Origin of the sequence: Streptomyces klenkii (genome assembly GCF_003626645.1) — a bacterium.
Lineage (GTDB): Bacteria > Actinomycetota > Actinomycetes > Streptomycetales > Streptomycetaceae > Streptomyces > Streptomyces klenkii.
On the sequence record NZ_RBAM01000001.1, the window covers coordinates 563993 to 584425 of the forward strand.

General features: G+C 70.1%; 18 protein-coding genes. 7 read left to right on the forward strand and 11 right to left on the reverse strand.

The genetic code is table 11. The features are described from left to right. Positions 1–60 precede the first annotated feature (60 nt). Entirely contained in the window at positions 61–405 is a 345-nt protein-coding gene (locus tag D7231_RS37315; protein ID WP_241999519.1) for a MarR family winged helix-turn-helix transcriptional regulator, read from the forward strand. Between the two features lie 64 nt (positions 406–469). On the opposite strand, the gene D7231_RS02095 is transcribed toward D7231_RS37315, so the two are convergent. Further along, positions 470–1048, reverse strand: a complete 579-nt coding sequence (locus tag D7231_RS02095; protein WP_120753145.1) for a hypothetical protein — start codon at positions 1046–1048, stop codon at positions 470–472. Positions 1049–1326: 278 nt separating this feature from the next. Here D7231_RS02095 and D7231_RS02100 point away from each other — a divergent pair, with 278 nt between their 5' ends. After that, positions 1327–1575: a hypothetical protein gene (locus tag D7231_RS02100; RefSeq protein WP_241999520.1), complete on the forward strand. Its 249-nt coding sequence runs from the start codon at positions 1327–1329 to the stop codon at positions 1573–1575. Positions 1576–1930: 355 nt separating this feature from the next. Beyond that, positions 1931–2563: a MerR family transcriptional regulator gene (locus D7231_RS02110; protein ID WP_194962484.1), complete on the forward strand. Its 633-nt coding sequence runs from the start codon at positions 1931–1933 to the stop codon at positions 2561–2563. 105 nt (positions 2564–2668) lie between these two features. On the opposite strand, the gene D7231_RS02115 is transcribed toward D7231_RS02110, so the two are convergent. The 4 genes from D7231_RS02115 to D7231_RS02130 form a co-directional block, all read right to left on the reverse strand. Next, entirely contained in the window at positions 2669–2878 is a 210-nt protein-coding gene (locus tag D7231_RS02115; RefSeq protein WP_120753147.1) for a hypothetical protein, read from the reverse strand. Between the two features lie 496 nt (positions 2879–3374). Continuing rightward, entirely contained in the window at positions 3375–3833 is a 459-nt protein-coding gene (locus D7231_RS02120; RefSeq protein WP_120753148.1) for a hypothetical protein, read from the reverse strand. A 228-nt stretch (positions 3834–4061) separates the two neighbouring features. Then, positions 4062–5009, reverse strand: coding sequence for an ATP-grasp domain-containing protein (locus tag D7231_RS02125; protein ID WP_241999521.1), 948 nt, complete (start codon positions 5007–5009; stop codon positions 4062–4064). Positions 5010–5376: 367 nt separating this feature from the next. Next, positions 5377–5559, reverse strand: coding sequence for a hypothetical protein (locus D7231_RS02130; RefSeq protein ID WP_120753149.1), 183 nt, complete (start codon positions 5557–5559; stop codon positions 5377–5379). A 632-nt stretch (positions 5560–6191) separates the two neighbouring features. Between D7231_RS02130 and D7231_RS02135 the strand changes: the two genes are divergently transcribed. Together D7231_RS02135 and D7231_RS02140 are read left to right on the forward strand one after the other, a co-directional pair. Beyond that, a complete protein-coding gene (locus D7231_RS02135) occupies positions 6192–6992 on the forward strand; it encodes a MerR family transcriptional regulator (RefSeq protein WP_120753150.1) in 801 nt (266 codons plus the stop codon). After that, on the forward strand, positions 6989–8203 hold the full coding sequence (locus D7231_RS02140) for a glycosyltransferase (RefSeq protein ID WP_120753151.1): 1215 nt from the start codon (positions 6989–6991) through the stop codon (positions 8201–8203). Before D7231_RS02135 ends, D7231_RS02140 begins: the two co-directional genes overlap by 4 nt. A 57-nt stretch (positions 8204–8260) precedes the next feature. Here the strand turns inward: D7231_RS02140 and D7231_RS02145 are convergent, their stop codons facing one another. Beyond that, a complete protein-coding gene (locus D7231_RS02145; protein ID WP_120753152.1) occupies positions 8261–9244 on the reverse strand; it encodes an isopenicillin N synthase family dioxygenase in 984 nt (327 codons plus the stop codon). A 191-nt stretch (positions 9245–9435) separates the two neighbouring features. Between D7231_RS02145 and D7231_RS02150 the strand changes: the two genes are divergently transcribed. Continuing rightward, positions 9436–10434 (forward strand): Lrp/AsnC family transcriptional regulator, encoded by a 999-nt coding sequence (locus D7231_RS02150; RefSeq protein ID WP_120753153.1) that lies wholly within the window; start codon positions 9436–9438, stop codon positions 10432–10434. Here D7231_RS02150 and D7231_RS02155 read toward each other — a convergent pair. The 3 genes from D7231_RS02155 to D7231_RS02165 all read right to left on the reverse strand — a co-directional run bounded on the left by D7231_RS02155 (position 10422) and on the right by D7231_RS02165 (position 15614). After that, positions 10422–11639 carry a bifunctional class I SAM-dependent methyltransferase/NUDIX hydrolase gene (locus tag D7231_RS02155; RefSeq protein WP_241999522.1) on the reverse strand — a complete coding sequence of 406 codons (1218 nt, stop codon included), beginning with the start codon at positions 11637–11639 and terminating at the stop codon, positions 10422–10424. The two genes, D7231_RS02150 and D7231_RS02155, sit on opposite strands and share 13 nt — an antisense overlap. An 88-nt stretch (positions 11640–11727) precedes the next feature. Further along, positions 11728–13683, reverse strand: a complete 1956-nt coding sequence (locus D7231_RS02160) for an ABC transporter ATP-binding protein (protein WP_241999523.1) — start codon at positions 13681–13683, stop codon at positions 11728–11730. A 26-nt stretch (positions 13684–13709) separates the two neighbouring features. Next, positions 13710–15614, reverse strand: a complete 1905-nt coding sequence (locus tag D7231_RS02165) for an ABC transporter ATP-binding protein (RefSeq protein WP_120753155.1) — start codon at positions 15612–15614, stop codon at positions 13710–13712. A gap of 522 nt (positions 15615–16136) precedes the next feature. Here D7231_RS02165 and D7231_RS02170 point away from each other — a divergent pair. Next, the gene (locus D7231_RS02170; RefSeq protein ID WP_120753156.1) at positions 16137–16907 is read left to right on the forward strand and encodes a TetR/AcrR family transcriptional regulator; all 771 of its coding nucleotides are present in this window, start codon (positions 16137–16139) and stop codon (positions 16905–16907) included. Positions 16908–17010: 103 nt separating this feature from the next. Here the strand turns inward: D7231_RS02170 and D7231_RS02175 are convergent, their stop codons facing one another. Then, the gene (locus D7231_RS02175; RefSeq protein WP_120753157.1) at positions 17011–19143 is read right to left on the reverse strand and encodes an FG-GAP repeat domain-containing protein; all 2133 of its coding nucleotides are present in this window, start codon (positions 19141–19143) and stop codon (positions 17011–17013) included. 76 nt (positions 19144–19219) lie between these two features. Beyond that, positions 19220–20395 carry a transglycosylase family protein gene (locus D7231_RS02180; protein WP_120753158.1) on the reverse strand — a complete coding sequence of 392 codons (1176 nt, stop codon included), beginning with the start codon at positions 20393–20395 and terminating at the stop codon, positions 19220–19222. Between the last annotated feature and the right edge of the window lie 38 nt (positions 20396–20433).

Sequence of the window (20433 nt, forward strand, 5' to 3'; positions counted from 1 at the left end):
CGGCCGCTGCTCGCGGACGTTGGGCAGCCGAGTCGGCCGATCGACCCCACGCTGTTCAACGTGCTGGACGCTGTCGAGGACCGTGGCGATTCGTGCGCCGTCACGGGCGTTGCCACCGCGCTGGGCGTGGATCAGCCGAGGGCCAGCCGGCTGGTGCTCCGTACCGTCGAGGAGGGGTGGCTGGCCCGCCGGACGGCCCCGTCGGACGCCCGTCGCACGCTGCTCACCCTGACCGACCGCGGGCGGGAGCAGCTCGACCGCACGCACCAGTTCCGGCAGGAGCTCTTCGCTCGGGTGATGGCGGACTGGCCGGACGCCGACCGGTCCGAGTTCGCCCGGCTCATCACTGCGTTCGTGACCTCGTTCGCCGAAGTGGTCTCCGGCACTGACCAGCCTCCGCGGTAAGCACGGCGGTCACAGCCACAGTGGGTGCCGACCCCCGTACGGCACCCTGCAGCGGCGAAGCGTCCTATGAGCCGGTACGGGACGGCATCCAGTGGTGGGTGGTGAAGTCGCCCTTTTCCAGGGTCTCGAAGGGGGCGCTGCTCACACACTTGCCGACGCTGTTGACCGGGAGGCCGTCCATAGCCCAGCTGTAGCCGAGCCGGTCCTTCTTTCCGCCTTTGCCGCTGTCGAGGATGGTGAAGCCGAACCGTTTGCCCTTCAACTCGGCGGCAGAGGGCATCGGTACTCCCGGTGCGGCCTTGACCTGGGCGTCGGTGACGATCCCCGTCGCTACGGCGACCGGCCCGCCGGTCAGCAGGCAGTCGATGCGGCCCTTGAACCGCACGTCGAACTTCTTGCCGTACTGGTGGCTGACGTCGAAGGTTCCTCGGGCCTCGCCGCCGAACCCATGCGCGTCGATGGTGAAGTAGGCGTTGTCACCGGGGTTCCGCTTCAGCTTGCCGGAGCCGACGACGGAGGGCTCGTCCTTGCTTTCTGCTGCGGCTGATCCGCCGGCTGTCGTCACGCTGACGACGGCAGCGGCGGCGCAGACGCCCAGCGATACGGCGGCGGTGGCGAAGGAGCGGCGGCGTATCCGGGTCATTGTTCCTCCTGGTCGTCATGGAGAGCGGCCGGGTCCGTGTCGGTTGCGCATTTCGCGTACCTCCCGGCCGCTCGCATTCAGCCTGCCGGTCCTCACCGCCAGACCACATCACTCCTCAGGCGGCACTCGTTCCGCCGCACGGTGGAACGATGCTCCTCCTACGAGGCGACATCGGTCCCACATCTCAGCGGTATGGCGGTCCGCTTGCCCCCCCACCTGCCCGGGCGAATGCGGGCGCGTCGTGAGGTGCCGGCCACCGTGCGGGATCATGCAGCCGGATGATCTTCTCAACGCCATTCCGACCTCCGCCGAGCCCGATTACCCGGGCGACGAAGAGCTGGAGACAGCAGTGGGGTGCGCCGTCGCTCATCCTCAGCAAGCTGGGCGACCTCGACGGGAACACCGCCGGCAGCCACTGCGCGTTCGGCTGGCCCGACACCTCCTACGGAACCGGGGTGTCCTACCGCGACGCCGACGGCCCCGTAGTCCATCTGCTCCAGCTCGCGGAGGACGAGGACCTCGGATGAGGCTGGGGCGACGCCGGAACGATGTACTTCACGATCCCCGCGAAGGCATTCACGGCAGGGGACTTCAGCAGCGCCAGCCCCCCGAGGTAGGCCACCGGCCGGGCCAGGGTGGGATGGCTGAGGGCGGGGCGGAACGACACCTGGTCACCCACCACGCAAGGGGTGCTCACCAGCTCGGTGGCAGGTGTCAGGCGCGGTCGCCGGTGCATCAGGTGGGCCAGGTCCGTAGGGGAGGCGGGTGCGGACGTGGCGGCCGGTAGGGGGAGGGCCCGGCCGCGCCAGAAGGCGTTGCCCTGATGGGGCCGGTGTTCCCCGTAGTGTCCGCCGGCCCACTTCACGGAGGGTGGTCAGCGCCATGACCAGCAGCGGCAGGAGCTGCAGCGCGTGCATGCCGACTACGTGCGGGACCCGCAGATCGCCGCCGGTCGTCGACCAGCCGGTCAGCGGCATGGAGGGACCGCCGTCCGGCACACCGACGCTCATCCGTGCCCTGCTCGACGTGGGCGGCATGAAAGTCGCCGAAATCGCAGACGTACTGACGGCCATCGACGATCCCGTGCGTCCACTGCACAAAGTGCTCGGCGCCGCCGCGGACCGGCTCGCTACCGCGGACACCGAGCGCGATGACACCGAATCGGCGGCCGCGCATGCCGTCGTCGCCGACCTCATCTCCCGGCGTGGCTGGCAGGCGCACGAGTCGGCCCCTGCCGCGGTCGACCTGTCAAAGGCCCTTGCGGCAAGGGCCCGGTTGGGGCACGAGGCGTTCGTCGAGGTGCTCGACGACTACGCCGATGCCGCCGAGCAGATTGCCCGCGCCGGCCTCGCGTACGTGGACCGGCGCGTGGCGGTCGAGAGCATGATGGAAAGCGTGGTGATCGGAACCGTACTGGGCGAGGCGGTGTTCAGCGCGCTGCGCAGACTGGCCCACGTGGATGCCTCGGCGAAGCTGTACGGCACAGAGGGGCCGCCGGAGCGGACGACGGGCTGAGCTGGCCGCAAGCTGGAAGGGGCCCACCCGAACGGCAGCGCCGCAGGGGGAGGGGCTGGGCGAACACGATGGTTCGACCAGCCCCTTACGGCTGCGCCGTATCGTTCAGCACGTTTCCGTCTTGCCGTAGTTGCCGAAGGTGCAGTGGTAGGCCGCCCCCGAGCCCGGGGGAATGGTGAAGCAGTCGCTGTCCGGCCCCCAGCCGATGACGACTCGTGCCCGCTGCGTGTTGCCGCATGCGTTCCACACCCACGCGACCTGCCCGGAAGCCTCGTTGTAGATGTCCGTCGAGACGCAACCTGGGACGTCCCCCATCACAGATGCGTCCTGGCCAGGGGCGGCGACCGCGGGTCCTGCCGCACAGGCGAGGGCGGCCGCTGCCGCCGGCAAGGTGAACAGAACTTTGCGTGACACAGTGGACCGGTCGCCACCCCCGCCCGCAGGGTCCGGCGTTCCCCCGTGGGCCTCCGGATACCCGGCCGTGATGCCTGCAACCCTCCCTGCTCGGGAGCGGATCGGCGAACCACTCGCGGGTCACGTGAGGCGGCGACGCCCCACGTGTTTTCACTTGTTTCCACCTCAGAGAAGAGCACCGGCGGAACCGGCCCTGCCTACTACGGCCTTGCAGCTCGCGAGGGGAAGTGGGTGGCTGGGGCCGCTTTCGACTGCCGACGCCGTCGAAAAAAGGAGTCCCGGAAAGCTCAGGATGAGAGGAAGCGGGGTGAGGGCGGCTCCTGAGCCGGTCGGCTCGAGTCGTCCGCCGCCGCTGCCGGCGCGAGGCCAGGACGGTGATCAAGGCGGGCCACCCAGCTCAGCCCGGCTCAGGCCCGAAGCCCTCGGCCCTCGCTGTACGCCCTGCCCCCGCCGTCCCTGCGATTCCGGCTGTCCCGGCTGCCTCCGCCGGATGCGAGGTGCCCGTTGCCGGGGGACGGCCGGCCGGGGTCGGCCGGTAGACGACGAGCGGGCAGACACCACAGGCGCGCGGTTCGTCCTGCGCGAACCATCGGCATTCGGCGCGGATTCCGCACCGCGGGAGGCCGTCAGCCTGGTCCGGCCCGGCTTCGGGCCGGGCGCCGGCCAATCGGCCGATCAGGGAACAGTGCCGGCCACTCCAGTGCTCGCAGGCCTCTTGCGCACAGGTGTCCGCGAACCGGAAGCGGGACTCCGGGTCGCCGTGTCCTGTGCACGCCTCGATGAACCGCTCGTCGACGGGCATGGTGGGGCGCACGTAGCCGAGGCGCCCGTCCTCTCCCAGCATCGCGATGAGCACGGCTCCTTCGTGGCAGGCGGAGCTGGGGCACAGTGTGCCTCGTTCCACGGTTCCCGGGGTCGGTACCGGATCGGTGCCGGAGCCCGCGGGCGCCACCTAGACCTCGACCTGCCGCACGCGGATGCCCTGGGTACCCTCAGCCGAGCACCGGGCTGTGCGCCGCGCGACCTGACGCCTCCGGCAGGGTGAGGGGCCGGTGGTCCGTATGCCGGCCGGCACGCTTCACCGTCATGAAGGTCGTGAAGCTTCTGCATTCGACAGAAGAAAGTCGAAGAAGTGGTCGGCCAACGGTTCCCCCAGCAAGGGCTCGAGGAAGAGGAACTGCCCCTGAGGGTTCACTTCGAGCCAAACGGGTTCGCCGTGCGGTGTGAGCTTGATGTCGATGATCCCCATGCGCAGGTCGAGTCGCTGCAGTACTGAAGCGACTTGCCGGGCCACTTCCGCCGGGACGCTCCATTTGGAGATGGGGACACTCAAGTCAGGGCGCCAGTCAAGGCGGTCCGTCTCGATCAAGGCAGCGTAGAAGCGATCGCCGAAGCAGTTGAGTCTCACGTGCCGCCTGCCAGGGATGTACTCCTGGTATACGGCAGGGCACGCGGTGAAAGACTCCTCGGGGATGGAAGAGGGATCATCGATGTACTGAGTGAACATCAACGGGCCGCTCGCGCCGACCACTGGCTTGACGATGATCCGTCCCACCTGCCGAGCGAAATCAATGACATCCTGGCGCGATTGAGAGACGAGGGTCCGTGGAACGCGGAACCCCGCCTCCTGCGCCACGGAAAGCTGGTACAGCTTGTCCGCGGCGCGGTCGGTCGCCTCCGGTAGCGATACCCACAGGCCTCGATAGGCTGCCGAGAGGATCCCGCCGAGGGCGCCACGGCAATCGTTGTTGACCAGACGTCGCTGAAAGTCGTCCGCTGTCAGAGCCGAGACCTGCTGATTCGCCCTCATTCTCCGCCACCACAGCACCGAGACATCGGCTAGAGGCAGGGCAACCCCATCGGACGTCAGGACCGTGGCGGACGGGTCTCCGTCAGAACTCCACGCCAGGCTGTGCCGCCCGCTGATCCGGTCGCACTCCATGATGTGGAAATCGGCGTACCCGCGGCGGGCGGCGGCTTCCCGAACGGCAAGGGTGTGGAGATCGTCCCTGACGGACACCGTGAGGATCATTGCTCAGGGCAGTCCACGCAGCAATCGTCGCTGCAACCGCACGAACAGGACTCGGACGCCGACCCTGCCATGCGGCTGGCATCGATCCTGAGGCCGGTGGTGGCACGAACGGCCTCTTCCCAAGCCTGGAGTTCATCGGGAGTCTCCAGACGAACATAGGAATCAGGCTGTGCTCTGAGGACGACCGGGGGAGGCACCGCAGAACCGATGCTTGTCAAGCCCTTCGTCCTGCCTACGGATTCCCCAAGTTGAAATGTTGCCATTGAGATCATCTCCGGGGAAGGTGTGAGGTGTGGCGTGGATGTTCCCCTGACTCCATGACAGCACCACCACCGTGTCGATGCACGTTCTGACGCCATAGGTTTAGTCAGTCGGGAGGGTAGTCGTGGTAGTGGCCCCAGCCGAGGACGTCCTGCTCGGGCGGGGTCTTATAGACGTCGTCCTTCGTCTCTTCCCGCGCTTTCCCGGCTCGTTCCGCCTCGCCCCGTCGCCGGTGCTTGTCCTCGGCGGCATGGGCCTCCTTGTGTTTTCTCTTCGGCAGCCAGCTCATGGCCCGAATCCCATCTTTCTCGCACTTCAACCTCAATTTCAGGTTCACACGCGTAGGCGGGGCGTGCATCCCTCCCGACGGTCTCGAAAGACCTGGGAGGGTCGCAGTCCCGGCTCGTCGAGCGACTGAAAGTGACTGTGCGGGGACTGGGGTAGTGCTTATTTGAGCCTCCCGGGTCGACCGGCAGGTCAGCCCCGGCAATCCGGACCTGGGGCGGAGCCCGCCACCCGCCTGTGCCGACCTTGGGCAGCAAGGGCGCCGGAAAGATCACCACCGGTGTCCTGCCGGCCCGGGTCGGCCGGCGCCTATCGGCCAATGGGCGTGTCTTCATCCGCCGCGAGGATGACCGGCTGCGGGGTCTGCCCTGGTCGTCCGCCACCATCGGCCTCTCACGCCCGCCGGCTGTGGGCCGGGCCCGACGGAATCTGGACGAGCCGGGGGACCTTCTACCGCCGGGGCATACGCCTGACCGGGCTCGGTGGCCTCCTGGCGGCCTCCGCCGTCGGCTACCTGCTGCTCGGCGGCTGACATGGACGGGTGAGTCGCTCGTCCCTACCCGCGGAACCACAGCGGCGAATTTGACCCTCCCCTTACGTCAGGCTTCAGTCTGATGCCGACGAAAGGGCAGGTGGATGAGCTACTCCGTGGGGCAGGTGTCGGCTTTCGCCGACGTGACGGTGCGTACTCTGCACCACTACGACAAGGCGGGGCTGCTCTCGCCCAGCGAGCGCAGCCACGCCGGATACCGGCTCTACAGCGAGGCCGACCTGGCACGTCTCCAGCAGATCCTCTTCTACCGTGAGCTGGGCTTCCCCCTCGATGAGATCGCTGCGATCTTCAAGGAGCCGCAGGCGAACGCCGTGGAGCACCTGCGAGCCCGCCAGCGGCAGCTGAGTGAGGAGATCGCCAGGTTGCAGCGGCTGGCCGAGGTGGCGGAACGAGCCATCGAGGTCCAGCAGACAGGGGTGTCCCTGACTCCTCAGGAGCGCTTCGAGGTCTTCGGTGAGATCACCTTCGACCTGAGCTACGCCACCGAGGCGGAGCGGAAATGGGCGCACTCGGAAGGGCAACGCGAGGCGATGGCGCGCGCCGCCGCCCACACCAAGGAGGACTGGCGCCGGCTCATGGGCGAAGCCACCGCCTGGCGCGCGGAGCTGCTCGCGGCCTTCGACGACGGGGAGCCGGCCAACGGCGAGCGGACCATGGACCTGGCCGAGGAGCACCGCCTGCACATCTCCCGCTGGTTCACCACCTGCCCGCCCGACATGCACCGGCGCATCGCGGACGACTTCCTAGCCGACCCGCGCGCCTTCGCCCTGGTCGTACCGCCGTCGCAGCAGCGCCCGGGCCTGGCCGCCTACATGTCCAAGGCGGTCCACGCCAACGCCGCCCGCCACGCAGGCGGCCCCGCCGACTCCGAGGAGCACCGATGAGGATCCTGATCGCCGCGGCCGGATCGCGCGGCGACGTCGCGCCCTATACGGGCCTGGGCGCCGCACTGCACCGGGCCGGGTACGACGTCGCCCTCGCCGCCACGGACGCCTTCGCGCCCCTCGTGGGCGCCGCCGGGCTGGAATTCCGCAGCCTCCCCGGCGACACACGGGCGCGTGGTGACGTCACCGACAGACGTGAACTGATGCGCACCGCCGCCGCCTTCATCACCGAACTGGGCCAGGGGTTCGCCGACGCGGCCGACGGTGGCACGGATCTGCTCCTGCTGTCGGCCACCACGGCCCCGCTCGGCTGGCACCTCACCGAAGCCACGGGCATACCGAGCCTCGGCGCGTACCTCCAGCCCACCGCACCGACCGGTGACTTCCCGCCCGTCGTCACAAGCTCCCGCTCACTGGGCCGCCTCGCCAACCGCGCAACCGGACGCTTCGCCCTCCGCATGGCCGACCGCGTCTTCGAACGGGCGGTCACAGAACTGCGCCACCGTCTCCAACTGCCCCCGCTCCCGCCCTCCGCCATGCGGCGACGGCAGGAGCAGGCGAACTGGCCCGTCCTGCACGGCTTCAGCACGGCATTGGTGCCCCGCCCCTCCGACTGGCGTTCCGGTCTGGAGGTCGTGGGCACCTGGTGGCCCCACCACGATGCGGCCCAACTGCTTCCCACGGAACTGGAGGACTTCCTTCACGCCGGGCCCCGGCCCGTCCTCATCGGCTTCGGGAGCATGGCGGCCGGGGACGGGGAACGGCTGAGCGAGATCGCCGTGCGAGCCTTGCGCCTCGCCGGGCTGCGCGGCATCCTTCAAGGCGGCAGTGCCGGGCTCGCCGCCGAGGGCGACGACGTGCTCACCATCGGCGACGTGCCGCACGCCTTGCTGTTCCCGCGGCTGGCGGCGGTCGTCCACCACGCCGGAGCGGGAACCTCGGCCGCCGCGTTGCGCGCCGGAGTGCCCGCGGTCACCGTCCCGGTGACTGCGGACCAGCCGTTCTGGGCGGGACGGCTCGCCACCCTCGGCGCCGCCACCGACCCGATCCCCTTCCGGTCCCTCACCGCCGAACGGCTCGCCGACGCGCTCACCCGGGCAGTGAAACAGCAGACCTACGCGCGAGCCGCTGAGAGAGTGGCGCGACACATGGCGACCGAGGACGGGACAGCCCAGGTTCTCAAGGCCGTCCAGCGACTGACGAAAGGCTGATGCCGGCGCGTTCCCGGTGGTGGGGAGGCGCACGCCGCCCGCGGCCCGCAGTGCCGGTTACGGCAGGGCGATTTCGGCGACCTTGGACCGGACGTAGGCGCGGGCCGTGACCGGCGAGTGGGATACCCGGCCGATCGGGGCGGGGAGTGACTCGACGACGGTGTACGGATCGCAGTCGTAGAAGTAGACCAGGGACATCAGCTCTTCGGACGGGGCGTCGGCGGGCGGGGCCGGTACGCGGTGGCGCCCGGAGCGCCAGCGGTCGCCGGTCCAGCGGGCCATCAGGTCACCGATGTTGACGGTGAGCGCCTCGGGGTCGTAGGGGGCGTCCTGCCAGCCGCCGTCCTCGGTGTGGATTTGCAGGCCGCCCTTGCCGGGCTGGCGGTCGAGGACGGTGATGGTGCCGAAGTCGGTGTGCGGGCCGACCCGGAACTGGCCCGGCCGCGGCGCTCCCGCGGTGGTGACGGCGGGATACCAGTTGAGGGTCAGGGTCCAGTCGGGGCGGGTGGTGTGGCGGGTGAAGAAGTCGAGGGGCCGGCGCAGGGCCGCCGCCAGGAGTTCGAGCAGCTCGTCGGCGAGCGCTCGCATGGAACGTGCGTAGAGTGCGAGGAGGGGTCGCAGAGCCTGGGGTTGGGACGGCCAGGTCTCCGGCAGCAGTCCGGACCCGACCGGTCCGGCCCCGGCGGGGAGCGCAGCAGTGTCGTCGTACGGGCCGGGGGCCACCGACCAGGTCTCCAGCAGGTCCGGTGGCGTCACGAGGCCTTCTGCCCGGCCGGTGGCCACCGCTCCCGGTCCGCGCCAGCCGTACTGGCCGGCCTGGGCCAGGAACGGCAGCTTGGCGTCGACCGGCTGATGGAAGAACATGCGGGCCGCGGCGCGGATCGCGGCGGGCAGGCCGGGGGGAACGCCATGACCGGTGACGAGCAGGAAGCCCGCTCGCTCAAGCGCCCCGTCGACGGCCGCGGCGAGACGCTCGCGGCTCCGGCGGTCACCGGTCCGCCACAGCGAGAGGTCGATCGTGGGAAGGGTGGAAGCACTCATGCCGCTCTCCTCCTGCCTCTAGTCCTGCCGCGTCCGGGATGTCGTGAAACGGCCCGGTCATAGTCCTTCCCGAGGGCGGGCGTCACCCAGCCGCCCGCCGAGAAGTGGGAGGAACAGGCAAGAGCGGCCGGTGGTTCGGGAGAATACGGCAGGGCACGGGCCACGGCGTGAGCGCAGGGGAGGTCACGGTGATGGGCACAGAATCGGGCTCGGGCACCTTCGACACTCTGGAACTGGAGTTGCTGCACGCCCTCCAGCTCGACGGACGGGCGGCACTGAGCCGCATCGCGCACCGGCTGGGCACCTCGGAACGCACGCTGGCCCGCCGCTACAGCAGACTGCGCACACTGGGCCTGCGCGTCGTCGGCCAGCCGGTCCCGGCACGGCTGGGGATGACCCGCTGGCTGCTGCGTCTCCACTGCGCTCCCGGTTCCGCGGGCTCCGTCGCCCACGCCCTTGCCCGCCGGGCCGACACCAGCTGGATCTCACTGGCCTCCGGGGGCACCGAGCTGTACTGCGCCCTCACCACCCCCACGCCGCACGAGCGGGACGCCCTGCTCCTGGAGAAGCTGCCCCGCACCCCCGGCCTGACGGGCATCGGCGCACACTGCCTGCTACGCCTCTTCACCGACATCACCAGCACCTGGTACGCCCACGGCATACCCTTCGGCCCGGCCCGCAGGGACGGGGAAGCGGGCGCTCCGGTGCCGGCCCCGGAGCGCCCCGAACTCCCCGGGCCCCTGACCCTGGACACCACCGACCGGGCCCTCCTCGCCGAGCTGGCCGAGGACGGCCGGGCCGGCCTACCCGAGCTCGCGGCCGCCACCGGCCGCTCGCCCTCCAGCGTCCAGCGCCGCCTCGAACGCCTGAAAGGCCAGGGCGCACTGGGCTTCTCCGTGGATTTCGCGCCCCGGCACCTGGGTTATCACCTGATGACCCACCTTTGGCTGCGCGTGACCCCCGGCCACGTCCCGGCCGTCGGCCGCGTCCTGGCGACCCACCCGGAAATAGCCTTCGCGGCCGCCACCACCGGTCCGCACAATCTCGTGGCCACGGGCATCTTCCGCGGCGACCACGATCTCCACCACTACCTCGACCACCGCATCGGCTCGCTCCCCGGCATCCAGTCCGTCGAGACCGCCCCCATCCTCCACGAGGTCAAACGGCTCTCCAGGCCTCAACTTTTCTGACCGCGAGCAACTTGAGGTGTGATCCGGAGGGGCGGAGCGATCCGGTAGGCGTGGGCGGGCGGATGGTCGACGGGAAGCTCCGGCCGCCACGCGCGAAGGCCCTGGGCGGACGGTACGAAGAGCGGGCCCGGCAGTGCGTCCGCTCTCGCCCACTCCCACCGGCTCACCAGCTCCGGCTCCATCCCCATCGGGCTCCCTGCGTACGCAGGGACCACGGTGACTGCGGTTGCCCGGTTCGTGCCGCCGACCTCGTCCAGCAGCAACGCGATCACCTCCACGTCCTCCGTGCGCGCGGACAGCGAGGTCTCCTCACGCAGCTCACGGACCGCGGTCTCCTCGATGGACTCCCCGGGATCGACCTTCCCACCGGGGCACTCCCAGACCCCGGAGCGGTGCCGGCCCAGCAGGATCCGCCCCTCGGCATCGGTGACGATGACGCACACCCCGAGAACGGTCTGGGCGACGGGCGGCCGTGTGCCGCGCTGTCGGCTGGCCACCCGTGCGCGCGGAACGGTCTGCTGCCGGCGCGCGGTGATCAGCTGGCAGACCACCGGGTCGCCGTCCACGGGCGACGGCAGAAGCGTGACGTTGTCGACGAGGAACCCGGCCTCGACGAGCAGGTCCTCCCACAGGGCGGGAGTGAGGACCCACATCGAGGTCGTGAGCATGCCCTCGCTCCCCAGCCGTACGCCTTCGGGTCGCGGACTGACTGCCGTGGACGGACCGACGCCGTCCCTGTTGGTGTGCAGGACCGAGAAGACCAGCCGTCCGCCGGGACGGAGATGGGGAGCGAGCGCCGGGAGGAGCCGGTTCGGGTCGATGAAGCCGACGGAGTGCATCGCGTACGCGACGTCGTACGGCTCCTTCTCCTGGCGGAGGTGGTCGAGGATGTCGGCCTGGACGAAGCGCACGCCGGCCTCGTCCTCGCCGTAGCGGTCGAGTGCCCGCTGGTGCTGGGTGGGCGAGCCGTCGACCGCGTCGACGACGGCACCGTGGGCGCGGGCGAGGTGCACGGCGTAGCGGCCGGTGCCGCTGCCGATGTCGAGGACCCGGCAGCCGGTGAGGTCGCCGAGGACCTCGTCGCCGGGCCCGTCGCCGTAGAATCCCCAGTCCATGCGGTCGGGTTCGGGCGGGGTGCTCCCGCGGTCGAGATGGAAGCGCCCGAAGTCCGTCCACACCTGGCGGTCAGCGGCCGTGTCGTTCATGAACATCCCCTCGTCTCTTCCTTGGTACTGGCGTCGCCCCGGGCCGACGCGTGGTCGGTGCTCGGCGGGTGCGGGTGCGGGGCGCCGCTCACCGTTCGCCGCCGTTCTTCACCGCGTCGGCCGGAGGGCGCGGCCCCGGCACGGGGGCGTCCTGATACTGCTGGTACTGCCGGGCCTGCATCTCGTACAGCGTTCGATAGTGACCTGGTTCGAGAGCCATCAGATCGGCGTGACCGCCGTGCTCGATCAGGCGCCCGTCGTGGAGGACGTAGATCACGTCGGCGTTGGCCGTGGCCGCGAGCCGGTGGGTGATGAGCAGCACGGTGGTGACGCCGTCATCGGTGAAGGAGCGCAATGAATCGAACATGTCGATCTCGGCTTTCGGATCGAGCGCGGCGGTCGGTTCGTCGACGATCAGCAGGTCGCGTTCCCGGTAGACGGCGCGTGAGACGCCGATGCGCTGCCACTGGCCTCCCGAGAGCCGCACTCCGCGTTCGAAGTCCTTGACCGCGATGGAGTCCCAGCCGTGGGGCAGTTTCTCGACCACGGTGCGGATGTCGGCCCGCTCGGCCGCGGCTTCGATCTTCTCCTGGTCCAGCGGCCGGCCGGCGTCGCCGATGTGGATGTTGGCCCGGACGGTCATGGGCCAGCAGTCGACGTCCTGCGGGAGCAGGGCGACCCGGTCGAAGACGCTTTCGCGGTTGGCCTCGCGGACGTCGACGCCGTTGTAGGAGACGGTCCCCGCGGTGGGCAGGTAGAGGCCGGCGATGAGGCCGGCGAGCGTGGTCTTGCCCGAGCCGTTCTCGCCGACCAGGGCCACCACCTTGCCCTTCGGGATGGTGAGCGACACCCCTTGGAGCGCGTCGCGTTCGGCACCGGGGTAGCGGAACGTGACGTCCTGGAGCACGACCTCGACGCCCTCGCCCTCCACGCCGGCGCCATGGTCGGGGATGGCGTGCTGGGCGCCGAGCTTGATGGAGTTGTTCATGTCGGTCAGGTACAGCGACTCCTCGCACATGCGGTTGAGCTGGGAGACGATCTGGTTGAGGTAGCCGGTGGCGTTGCGGATCGCCAGCACCGCTGTCCCGGCCGCGGCGAGTGGCATCCCGCCGACGACCAGCAGCCACCACAGCAGTCCGTAGGCGAGGATGCGGGCGGTGCCGGACATGGCGGCCGTAACGACCTCTGTTCTCGCCTCGGCGCGCGCCAAGCGGGCCTTCTCCGCCGCCGCGGTGCGGCCCATGTCTTCCTGCGCGTGGATCAGCAACCGCCCGGCACCATGGACCCGTAGTTCCGGGGTCGCGCCGGCCCGGGTGATCGGCCAGAGCAGGACGTCGGTGGCACGGCGGTGGTCGATCCAGGCGTGCTGAGAGGCGTAGGCGCGGCGCATGACGACGACCGCGCCCCACCAGCGCGGTGCCGCGATGAGCAGAAGCGCGGCGAGCAGCAGGGGGTGCAGTGTCGCGAGAACGACGGCGGCTGCGCCGAGGCTCATCAGACCGCTGATGATCCATACCGAGCTCGACAGCATGCGCCGTACGGAGTCGGTGCCGTACTGGCCGAGGGCGAGCTGACGGTGGATGTCCTTGTCTTCCATCGCGGACATCTCGACGCGCGTCATCATGCCGTAGTACGCCGTCCGGCATGACAGCTCGATCTTCGGATACAGGCGCCCCTCGACCTGGACGATCAGACATCCCAGGAGCACCGACCCCGCCGAGGAAGCGCCGCCGAGCAGGAGCGCGGGCAGGGCCTCGCGCAGCTTGTCCGGGGTGGGCCCGCCGGCGAAGAGGTGCACCAGCACCTGGTTCGTCGCCACGAGCAGGAACGCCGACATCGCGCCGGAGGCCAGTTGCGCGGCCACCAGCACCACCAGGGCGCGGGGATCTTCACGCCACGCGATACGGCCGATCATCGCGAGCATGCTGGGGAACTGCCGGGCCATGGCCCAGAAGCTCATGCGCAACAACGGGTCGGAGTACTTCGCCCATGCCTTGTCGTGCCGCAGCGCGCCGGAGAACAGGAGCATCTCGCTCTCCGACAACGGAGCCCGCTTCTTGTCCGTCACCGTCACAGGCCCCGTCCCCCTCGGTCCAGACTGAGTTCGTAGAGCTCCTGGAAGAGCCCGCCGCCCTTGACGAGCTGGTCGAATGTGCCGTGCTCGGCAATGCGCCCCTTATCCATGACGATGATCCGGTCCGCCACCTTCGTGTTGATCAGCCGGTGCGTGACCACCACCGTGATCCGGCCCGGGGCGATCTCGCGCAGCAGCCGGAACATCGCGTGCTCGCCGCGCGGGTCCATATCCGAGGTCGGCTCGTCCATGACGACCACGGCCGGCCGCCGGTACAGCACGCGGGCGCAGGCGATGCGCTGCCACTGCCCGCCCGACATCGACACTCCGCCCCACAGCTCCGTGGCGAGCAGGGTGTCGAGGCCGCGGGGGAGTTCCTCGAAGGCTCCCCGCATCCCCACTGCGTCGACGGCTTCCCACACCCGGTCGTCGTCGAGGGTGACGGGCTGGCCCATGGTGATGTTGTCGCGCGCGGAGACGGGCCAGTAGCCGAACTGCTGGGTGACGAACCCCGTCTGCTCCCACACCTCGTTGACGTCGATGCGGGACACGTCCGCGCCGTCCCAGAGGACTTGCCCCTTGTCGGGGGTGTAGAGGCCGGTCATCAGGCGGGTGAGGGTGGACTTGCCCGACCCGTTCTCGCCCAGCACCGCGACGAGTTCACCCCGGCGCAGCGTCAGCGAGACCCCGTCGACCGCGGGGCGGTCCTTGTTCGGGTAGGTGAAGACCGCGTCCCGGACCTGGATGGTCTCCGGCTCGCGCGGCGCCGGGACGGTGCCGGCCGCGGGCATCAGGGCTTGGGACCGTTCGATGAACTGCTTCCAGTCCCCGAGGAACAGCGACGAGTGGAACAAGGATGCCGCGTAGTGCACGACGTTGGTCAGGTTCCCCAGCGCGGTGCGCACCGCGAGGACAGCGGTCGCCGCGATCGCCAGGGACATGCGGCCGGACACGGTGAGCCACAGCAGCGTGCCCCACGCCAGCGACAGGCACAGGCCACCGAAGACGGCCGCGACGAGGTTCGCGCGCAGCTGCCGGCCCGCCCCGCTCAGGGTCCGGTCGTCCAGGCGCTTGGAGAGGGTCCGGTACCAGTACGACAGGTACCCGGCCATGCTCATCCCGCGGACTTCGTCAGCGAGCTTGCCCGCGGTGACGTGCCAGCGCATCATGCCGCGCACGTTGCGGCCCGTGCTGTTCGCGGTGTGCACCTGGTGCTCGATCCGCGCCTCCGCCATCGCCCCCACCCCCGACGGCAGCACCGCCAGGACCAACACCGGCAGCATCAGCGGATGCAGCGCGGTCAGGACACCGAACGCCGCCACCAGCTTGATCAGCGCCGACATGAACGACTGCACGTCGTAGATCAGCCGGTCACAGCGCACCGAGCCGGTCTCGGCCGCCTCGTGCTCTTCGGAGAACTCCGGCCGCAAGAACGCCGACAGCTCCACCCGCAGCATCGCCTCGACTACCGCGACGTCCGCCGCCGTCATCAACCGCGGCTTCAGCCGCCCGACCGACCACGACGCCAACCCGTACGCGACCCTCCCCACGCCGGCCGCGACCGCGATCACGACCAGTGCCGGCAGCGCCTGGTGCACCCGGTGCGACACCGAACCGGACCCGAGGACCGGCACCATCGCCCGAGCCGTCGCCGCCAGCGCCACCGCCGACCCGATCCCGTAGACGACCTGCGCACCGACCATGACGAGCACGTCACGGCGGTCGATCCGCCACGCCATCTTGAACACCTGCGTCAGCACGGCCGGGATCGTCGTCACCAGCTGCCAGACGCCGTACTGGTCGAACGCCGACTTCGTCCACTGCGCCTTGCGCTCGATATCCACCGGCTCCGGATACGGCGGCCGTGTCCGGGCCTGTTCGTCTCCTTGCACACTCTTCATGAACGTCCTTCCTGATCATGTTCGAATTGCAAACGCACCTCCGTGGCATTTGTGAGCCGATCCTGGTGGTGATGCATCACGCCTCCTCGTTGACGAGCGGGTCGGACGAGTGATCGGAAAACGGCCCCCGGGCGGATGTGGTTACGGCCATTCGAGGGCGTTTTCTCGTGCAGGAATTCGAGTGACCGTCAATCGGCTTGCGATCGCTGGGCGGGCGGACCGCGGGGTGGTGTGCGATTCACTCGGCCGTGGCCGCTCACCCGATCCGGGCCTTGTGTTGCTCCCGGAAACGGCAGGCCTCCGCCCGCCGGCCGGTGGTTGCCGGTCGGCGGGTGCTGCCTCTTTGCAACTGACCGGGTGATGCCCCGGAAAGGATGGTCGTGTGGCGTCGCCGGCTTCCCGGCCCCGGCCGGTTGTCTGCGGCAGGCGGTCCCGTACAGCGTGCGTCTTCCGTACGATGTACACGCGTCCGTACACCGTGCCGCCCGGGGGCTGTCCCGGGCCCGAGAAAGAGGAGGCCGCATGCCGGTCGACGATGATCAGCCGAAGCAGACGATCCCATCGGTGTGGACCCGGCCCCAGCGCCGCAAGCGGGAGCAGCCCACGCTCAGCCGGGACCAGATCGTGTCCGTCGCCCTGGAGCTGCTGGACGCCGACGGCATCGACGCGCTGAGCATGCGCAAGCTCGGCACCCGCCTGAACGCCGGGGCCACCTCGCTGTACACGCACGTGGCCAACAAGGACGAACTGATCGAACTGGTCGTGGACGAGATCTACGGCGAGATCGAGGTGCCCGGCCCCGACACCGCGGACATGCGGACCGAGTGGCGCTCGGCCGTCACGAGCTGCGCCCAGAGCCTGCGGTCCGTGTTCCACCGGCATCCCTGGATCGTCTCCGCGCTGGGTGAGGCGGGCGTGGTCTCCCTGGGGCCGAACGCGATGCGGCTGTCCGAGGGCATGCTCGCCGTCTTCGAGGAGGCCGGCTTCTCGCTGGAGCAGGCGGACCTCGCCGTGAACGCGGTCGTCTCGTACGCCATAGGGGTGTCCACCACCGAGGCCGCGTGGCTGTCCAGGCTCGCCCGCAGCGGTCTGAGCGAGCAGGAAGGCGTGGACAGCCTGTGGCCGGCGGCCGAGCAGGCCGCGCAGGCGTACCCGCGGCTGCGCAGGCTGTACGCCACGCAGCACCTCCAGGACTCGGGCGGCACCCGCAACGACAACTTCGGCGACGGGCTCGACTGCGTCCTCGACGGCCTGGAGATCCGGCTCCGCCGTACGCGGGGCGCCGCGGACTGAAGCACACCGCCGCCGGGACATGCCCGTGCCCCCGCTTCCGCCTTCGACGGCGGGAGCGGGGGCACGGGTGGGAGTGGGGGTGGCGGCGGCGGATCCCGGCGGACTACCAGCCGGTGCCGATCCGGGTGCGGTCGCCCAGGGCGTTGGTGCCGGTGCCCGTGCCCGGGTAGAAGTAGAGGCTCCCGGTGGCGCCGGCGGGTGCCTCGACGGCGTCGACGTCGCCCTTGCCGTCGCGGTTGAAGTCCGCGCCGACCAGCTGTCGCATGGTGTCCCAGCCGGTGCCGATCCGGGCACGGCCGCCCAGGGCGTTGCCGCCGTCGAGCGAGCCGGAGCCGGGGTACGCCCAGAGGTTGCCGTCCCGGTCCACGGCCACGAGGTCGGCCTTGCCGTCGGCGTCGAGGTCGCCCGGGCTGGTGAGCTCGGTCATCGTGTCCCAGCCGGAGGCGATGCGGACGCGGCTGCCCAGGGTGTTGCCGCCGTTGAACGAACCGGAACCGGGGTAGGCCCACAGGACACCGTCCTTGTCGACGGCCAGCAGGTCGGGCTTGCCGTTCCGGTCGGCGTCCATCGTGGTCAGCTCCCGCATGGTGTTCCAGCCGGTGCCGATCCGGACCCGGTCCCCGAGGGTGCTCATGCCCTTGGCGGCACCGGTGCCCGGGTACGCGTACAGGATCCCGGTGCCGGAGTCGACGGCGAGCAGGTCGGCCTTGCCGTCCCCGGTGAAGTCACCGGCGGCGAGCTTGCTCAGACCGCCCCAGCCGGTGCCTATCTGCACGCGGTCGCCGAAGGTGCCGTTGCCGGTGCCGGGGTAGAGCCACAGCTTCCCGGTGGCGGTCTCGATGCCGACCAGGTCGGGCTTCCCGTCGCCGGTGAAGTCGGCGGAGGCCAGCCGGGCCATGCCCGCCGGGGCGGGGTCGTCGGGCCAGGTCGTGTGGACGACCATCCGCCGGTCGTCGGCCTCGTTGGCGATCCACAGCTCGTCGCTGCCGGGCCAGTAGGAGAGGTTCTCGATGTTCACGCCGGTGCGCGTGACGAGGCGCACCGGCTCATCGGGCCTGGCGTGGTAGAGACAGCTGGGGATGTCCACGCCACCGTTCTTGGCGTCGACGAACTCCGGGCAGGGGCCCGCGATGGCGAACCGGCCGTTGTTCATGGCGATGCCCTGTGTGCCGCCCATCGGGGAGGCAAAGGCCTCCGACGCCTGGACGCGTCCCGAGGCGTCGGCCTTCAGCCGGCCGGTGACCGGGTCGATGGGCCAGCGCACGACCGGCGCCGTGGCCTTGCCGAACTTGTCCTCCACGCTGTACGGATCGCCCTCCGCGGTGACCAGGGCGGGCTGGGAACCGCTGAGGTCCAGTGATGCCGCGGTCAGGCACGGGCGCTGCGGGACGTTCGCCGGCGGGTATGTCCCGCAGCCATCTCCTCCCGCGCCGGTGTACGCGTAGCTGCCGGTGCGCGGCAGGACGTAGTCGAAGCCGCCCCCGTGCGTCCGGCCGGCCGCGTCCACGCCGACCGAGGCGTCGGCGGTGGTGTCCATCTTCCAGATGTCGTTGAGATCGAACACGTCGAAGCCACTGCCGATGGACGCGACATAGAGGCGGCTGCCCGCCCAGACCACGCCGTTGGCGTGCCCGCCCAGGGCCGCGAAGTTCTTGCTGTCGTCGGAGAGCCCGGCCAGGAGGACGTGCCGATAGGTGACATGGGACGGATCGGTGACGTCGGCGAAGGTGATCCGCTCCCGCTTGTCGCCGGACGCGCTCCAGCCGGCGATGAGCACCTTGCGGCCGTTCACCAGAGTCTGCGCCTGGGGCGATTCACCGGATCCGGCGAGGCCCTGCGGATACCAGGCCGTGGTGCCGTCGTCCTCGGACGACCAGCAGAAGCCCTGTGCCCCGGCGATGTCGGACGGGTGACACAAGGAGCGGGCCGAGGTCACGTTCGAGGTGTCGGCCAGGACGCCGTTGATGCCGGTGCGCTTGAGGGAGGGATGGGCGGACTGGAACGTGGAGACGCGGCCCGCGTCGCGGCCGTTGTCCCACTGGAATCCCAGACCGTCGGTGCTGATGCGGGTGACGGCGTTGTAGGTGGCGATGCCCCCGTCGGGGACGGCGGGGATAGCGGGGGCGGCGACGGCCGGGCCGCCGGTGGCGAACCCCACCGTCAGGGACGCCAGCGCCCCCAAGGCCGCGGCGATGCCTCGGGCTGCGGCGCGGGTTCCGCGGACTGGTCTGGTCATGGCGATGACTTGCCCTTTCCGGAGAATGAGGTGGGGCCGCCGCCGCGATGAGTGCGGCGGCGGCCCGTGAACGGCATCAGGAATAGGCGTTCCAGCCGCCACCGAAGTCGGTGGGGTCGGTGTACGTACCGTCGCCCTTGCCCCAGTAGACGAGGGCGTGGCCGTCGGACTTCCGGCGCACCATCAGGTCCGGCACGCCGTTCTTGTTGATGTCGCCTACGCCCGTGATGACGTCGTACCGGTCCCAGCCTGCGCCGAGGTCGGTGGGGTTGGTGTAGCTGCCGTCGCCCTTGCCCCAGTAGACGAGGGCGTGGCCGTCCGACTTACGGCGCACCATCAGGTCCGGGACACCGTTGCCGGTGATGTCGCCTACGCCCGTGATCACGTCGTAGTTGTCCCAGCCTGCGCCGAGGTCGGTGGGGTTGGTGTAGCTGCCGTCGCCCTTGCCCCAGTAGACCAGCGCGTGGCCGTCGGACTTCCGGCGTACCAGCAGGTCGGATACGCCGTTCTTGTTGATGTCGCCGATGCCGGTGATGGCGTCGTAGTTGTCCCAGCCTGCGCCGAGGTCGGTCGGGTTGGTGTAGCCACCATCCCCCTTGCCCCAGTAGACGAGGGCGTGGCCGTCGGACTTCCGGCGTACCAACAGGTCGGACACACCATTGCCGTTGAGGTCACCGGCACCCGTGATCGCGTCGTACCCGTCCCAGCCGCCACCCAGGTCGGTGGGGTCGGTGTACGTACCGTCGCCCTTGCCCCAGTACATCAGCGCGTGGCCGTCGGACTTCCGGCGCGCCAGGAGGTCCGGGACCCCGTTGCTGTTGATGTCACCGACATTGACCAGCGGCGACATTGCGGGGCCGGCTTCCTCGTCCGGGTAGGGGTCGGGCCCGCCCTTGCTCAGGCCGGTCCCGGGAGCGCATGTCCACGCGCCCGGGCCCTGATCTTTGAGGATCTTCTCGGCTATGAGTATCTGCTGCTTCTTCGTGGCCAGATCGGGGCGCGCCGCGTATGCGGTGCCGCCGTAGTGCTGCCAGTTGTCCATGTTGATCTGGAGGCCGCCGTAGTACGTGTGGGTGGGGTCGACGGCGCTCCAGTTGTTGGTGCTCTCGCATTGGGCGACCTTGTCCCAGGTGGCGACCGACGCCGCGCTCGCGGGAGTGGCGCCGAGGGCGCCCGCGGCGAGGGCAGTGGTGAGGGAAAGGAGCACGGCAGCCTTACGGAGCCGCTCGGTGGTGGGAACGCGGGTGTTCACGGGCGTGGGAATCCTCGCTGTGTGGGGCGATCGGGTGA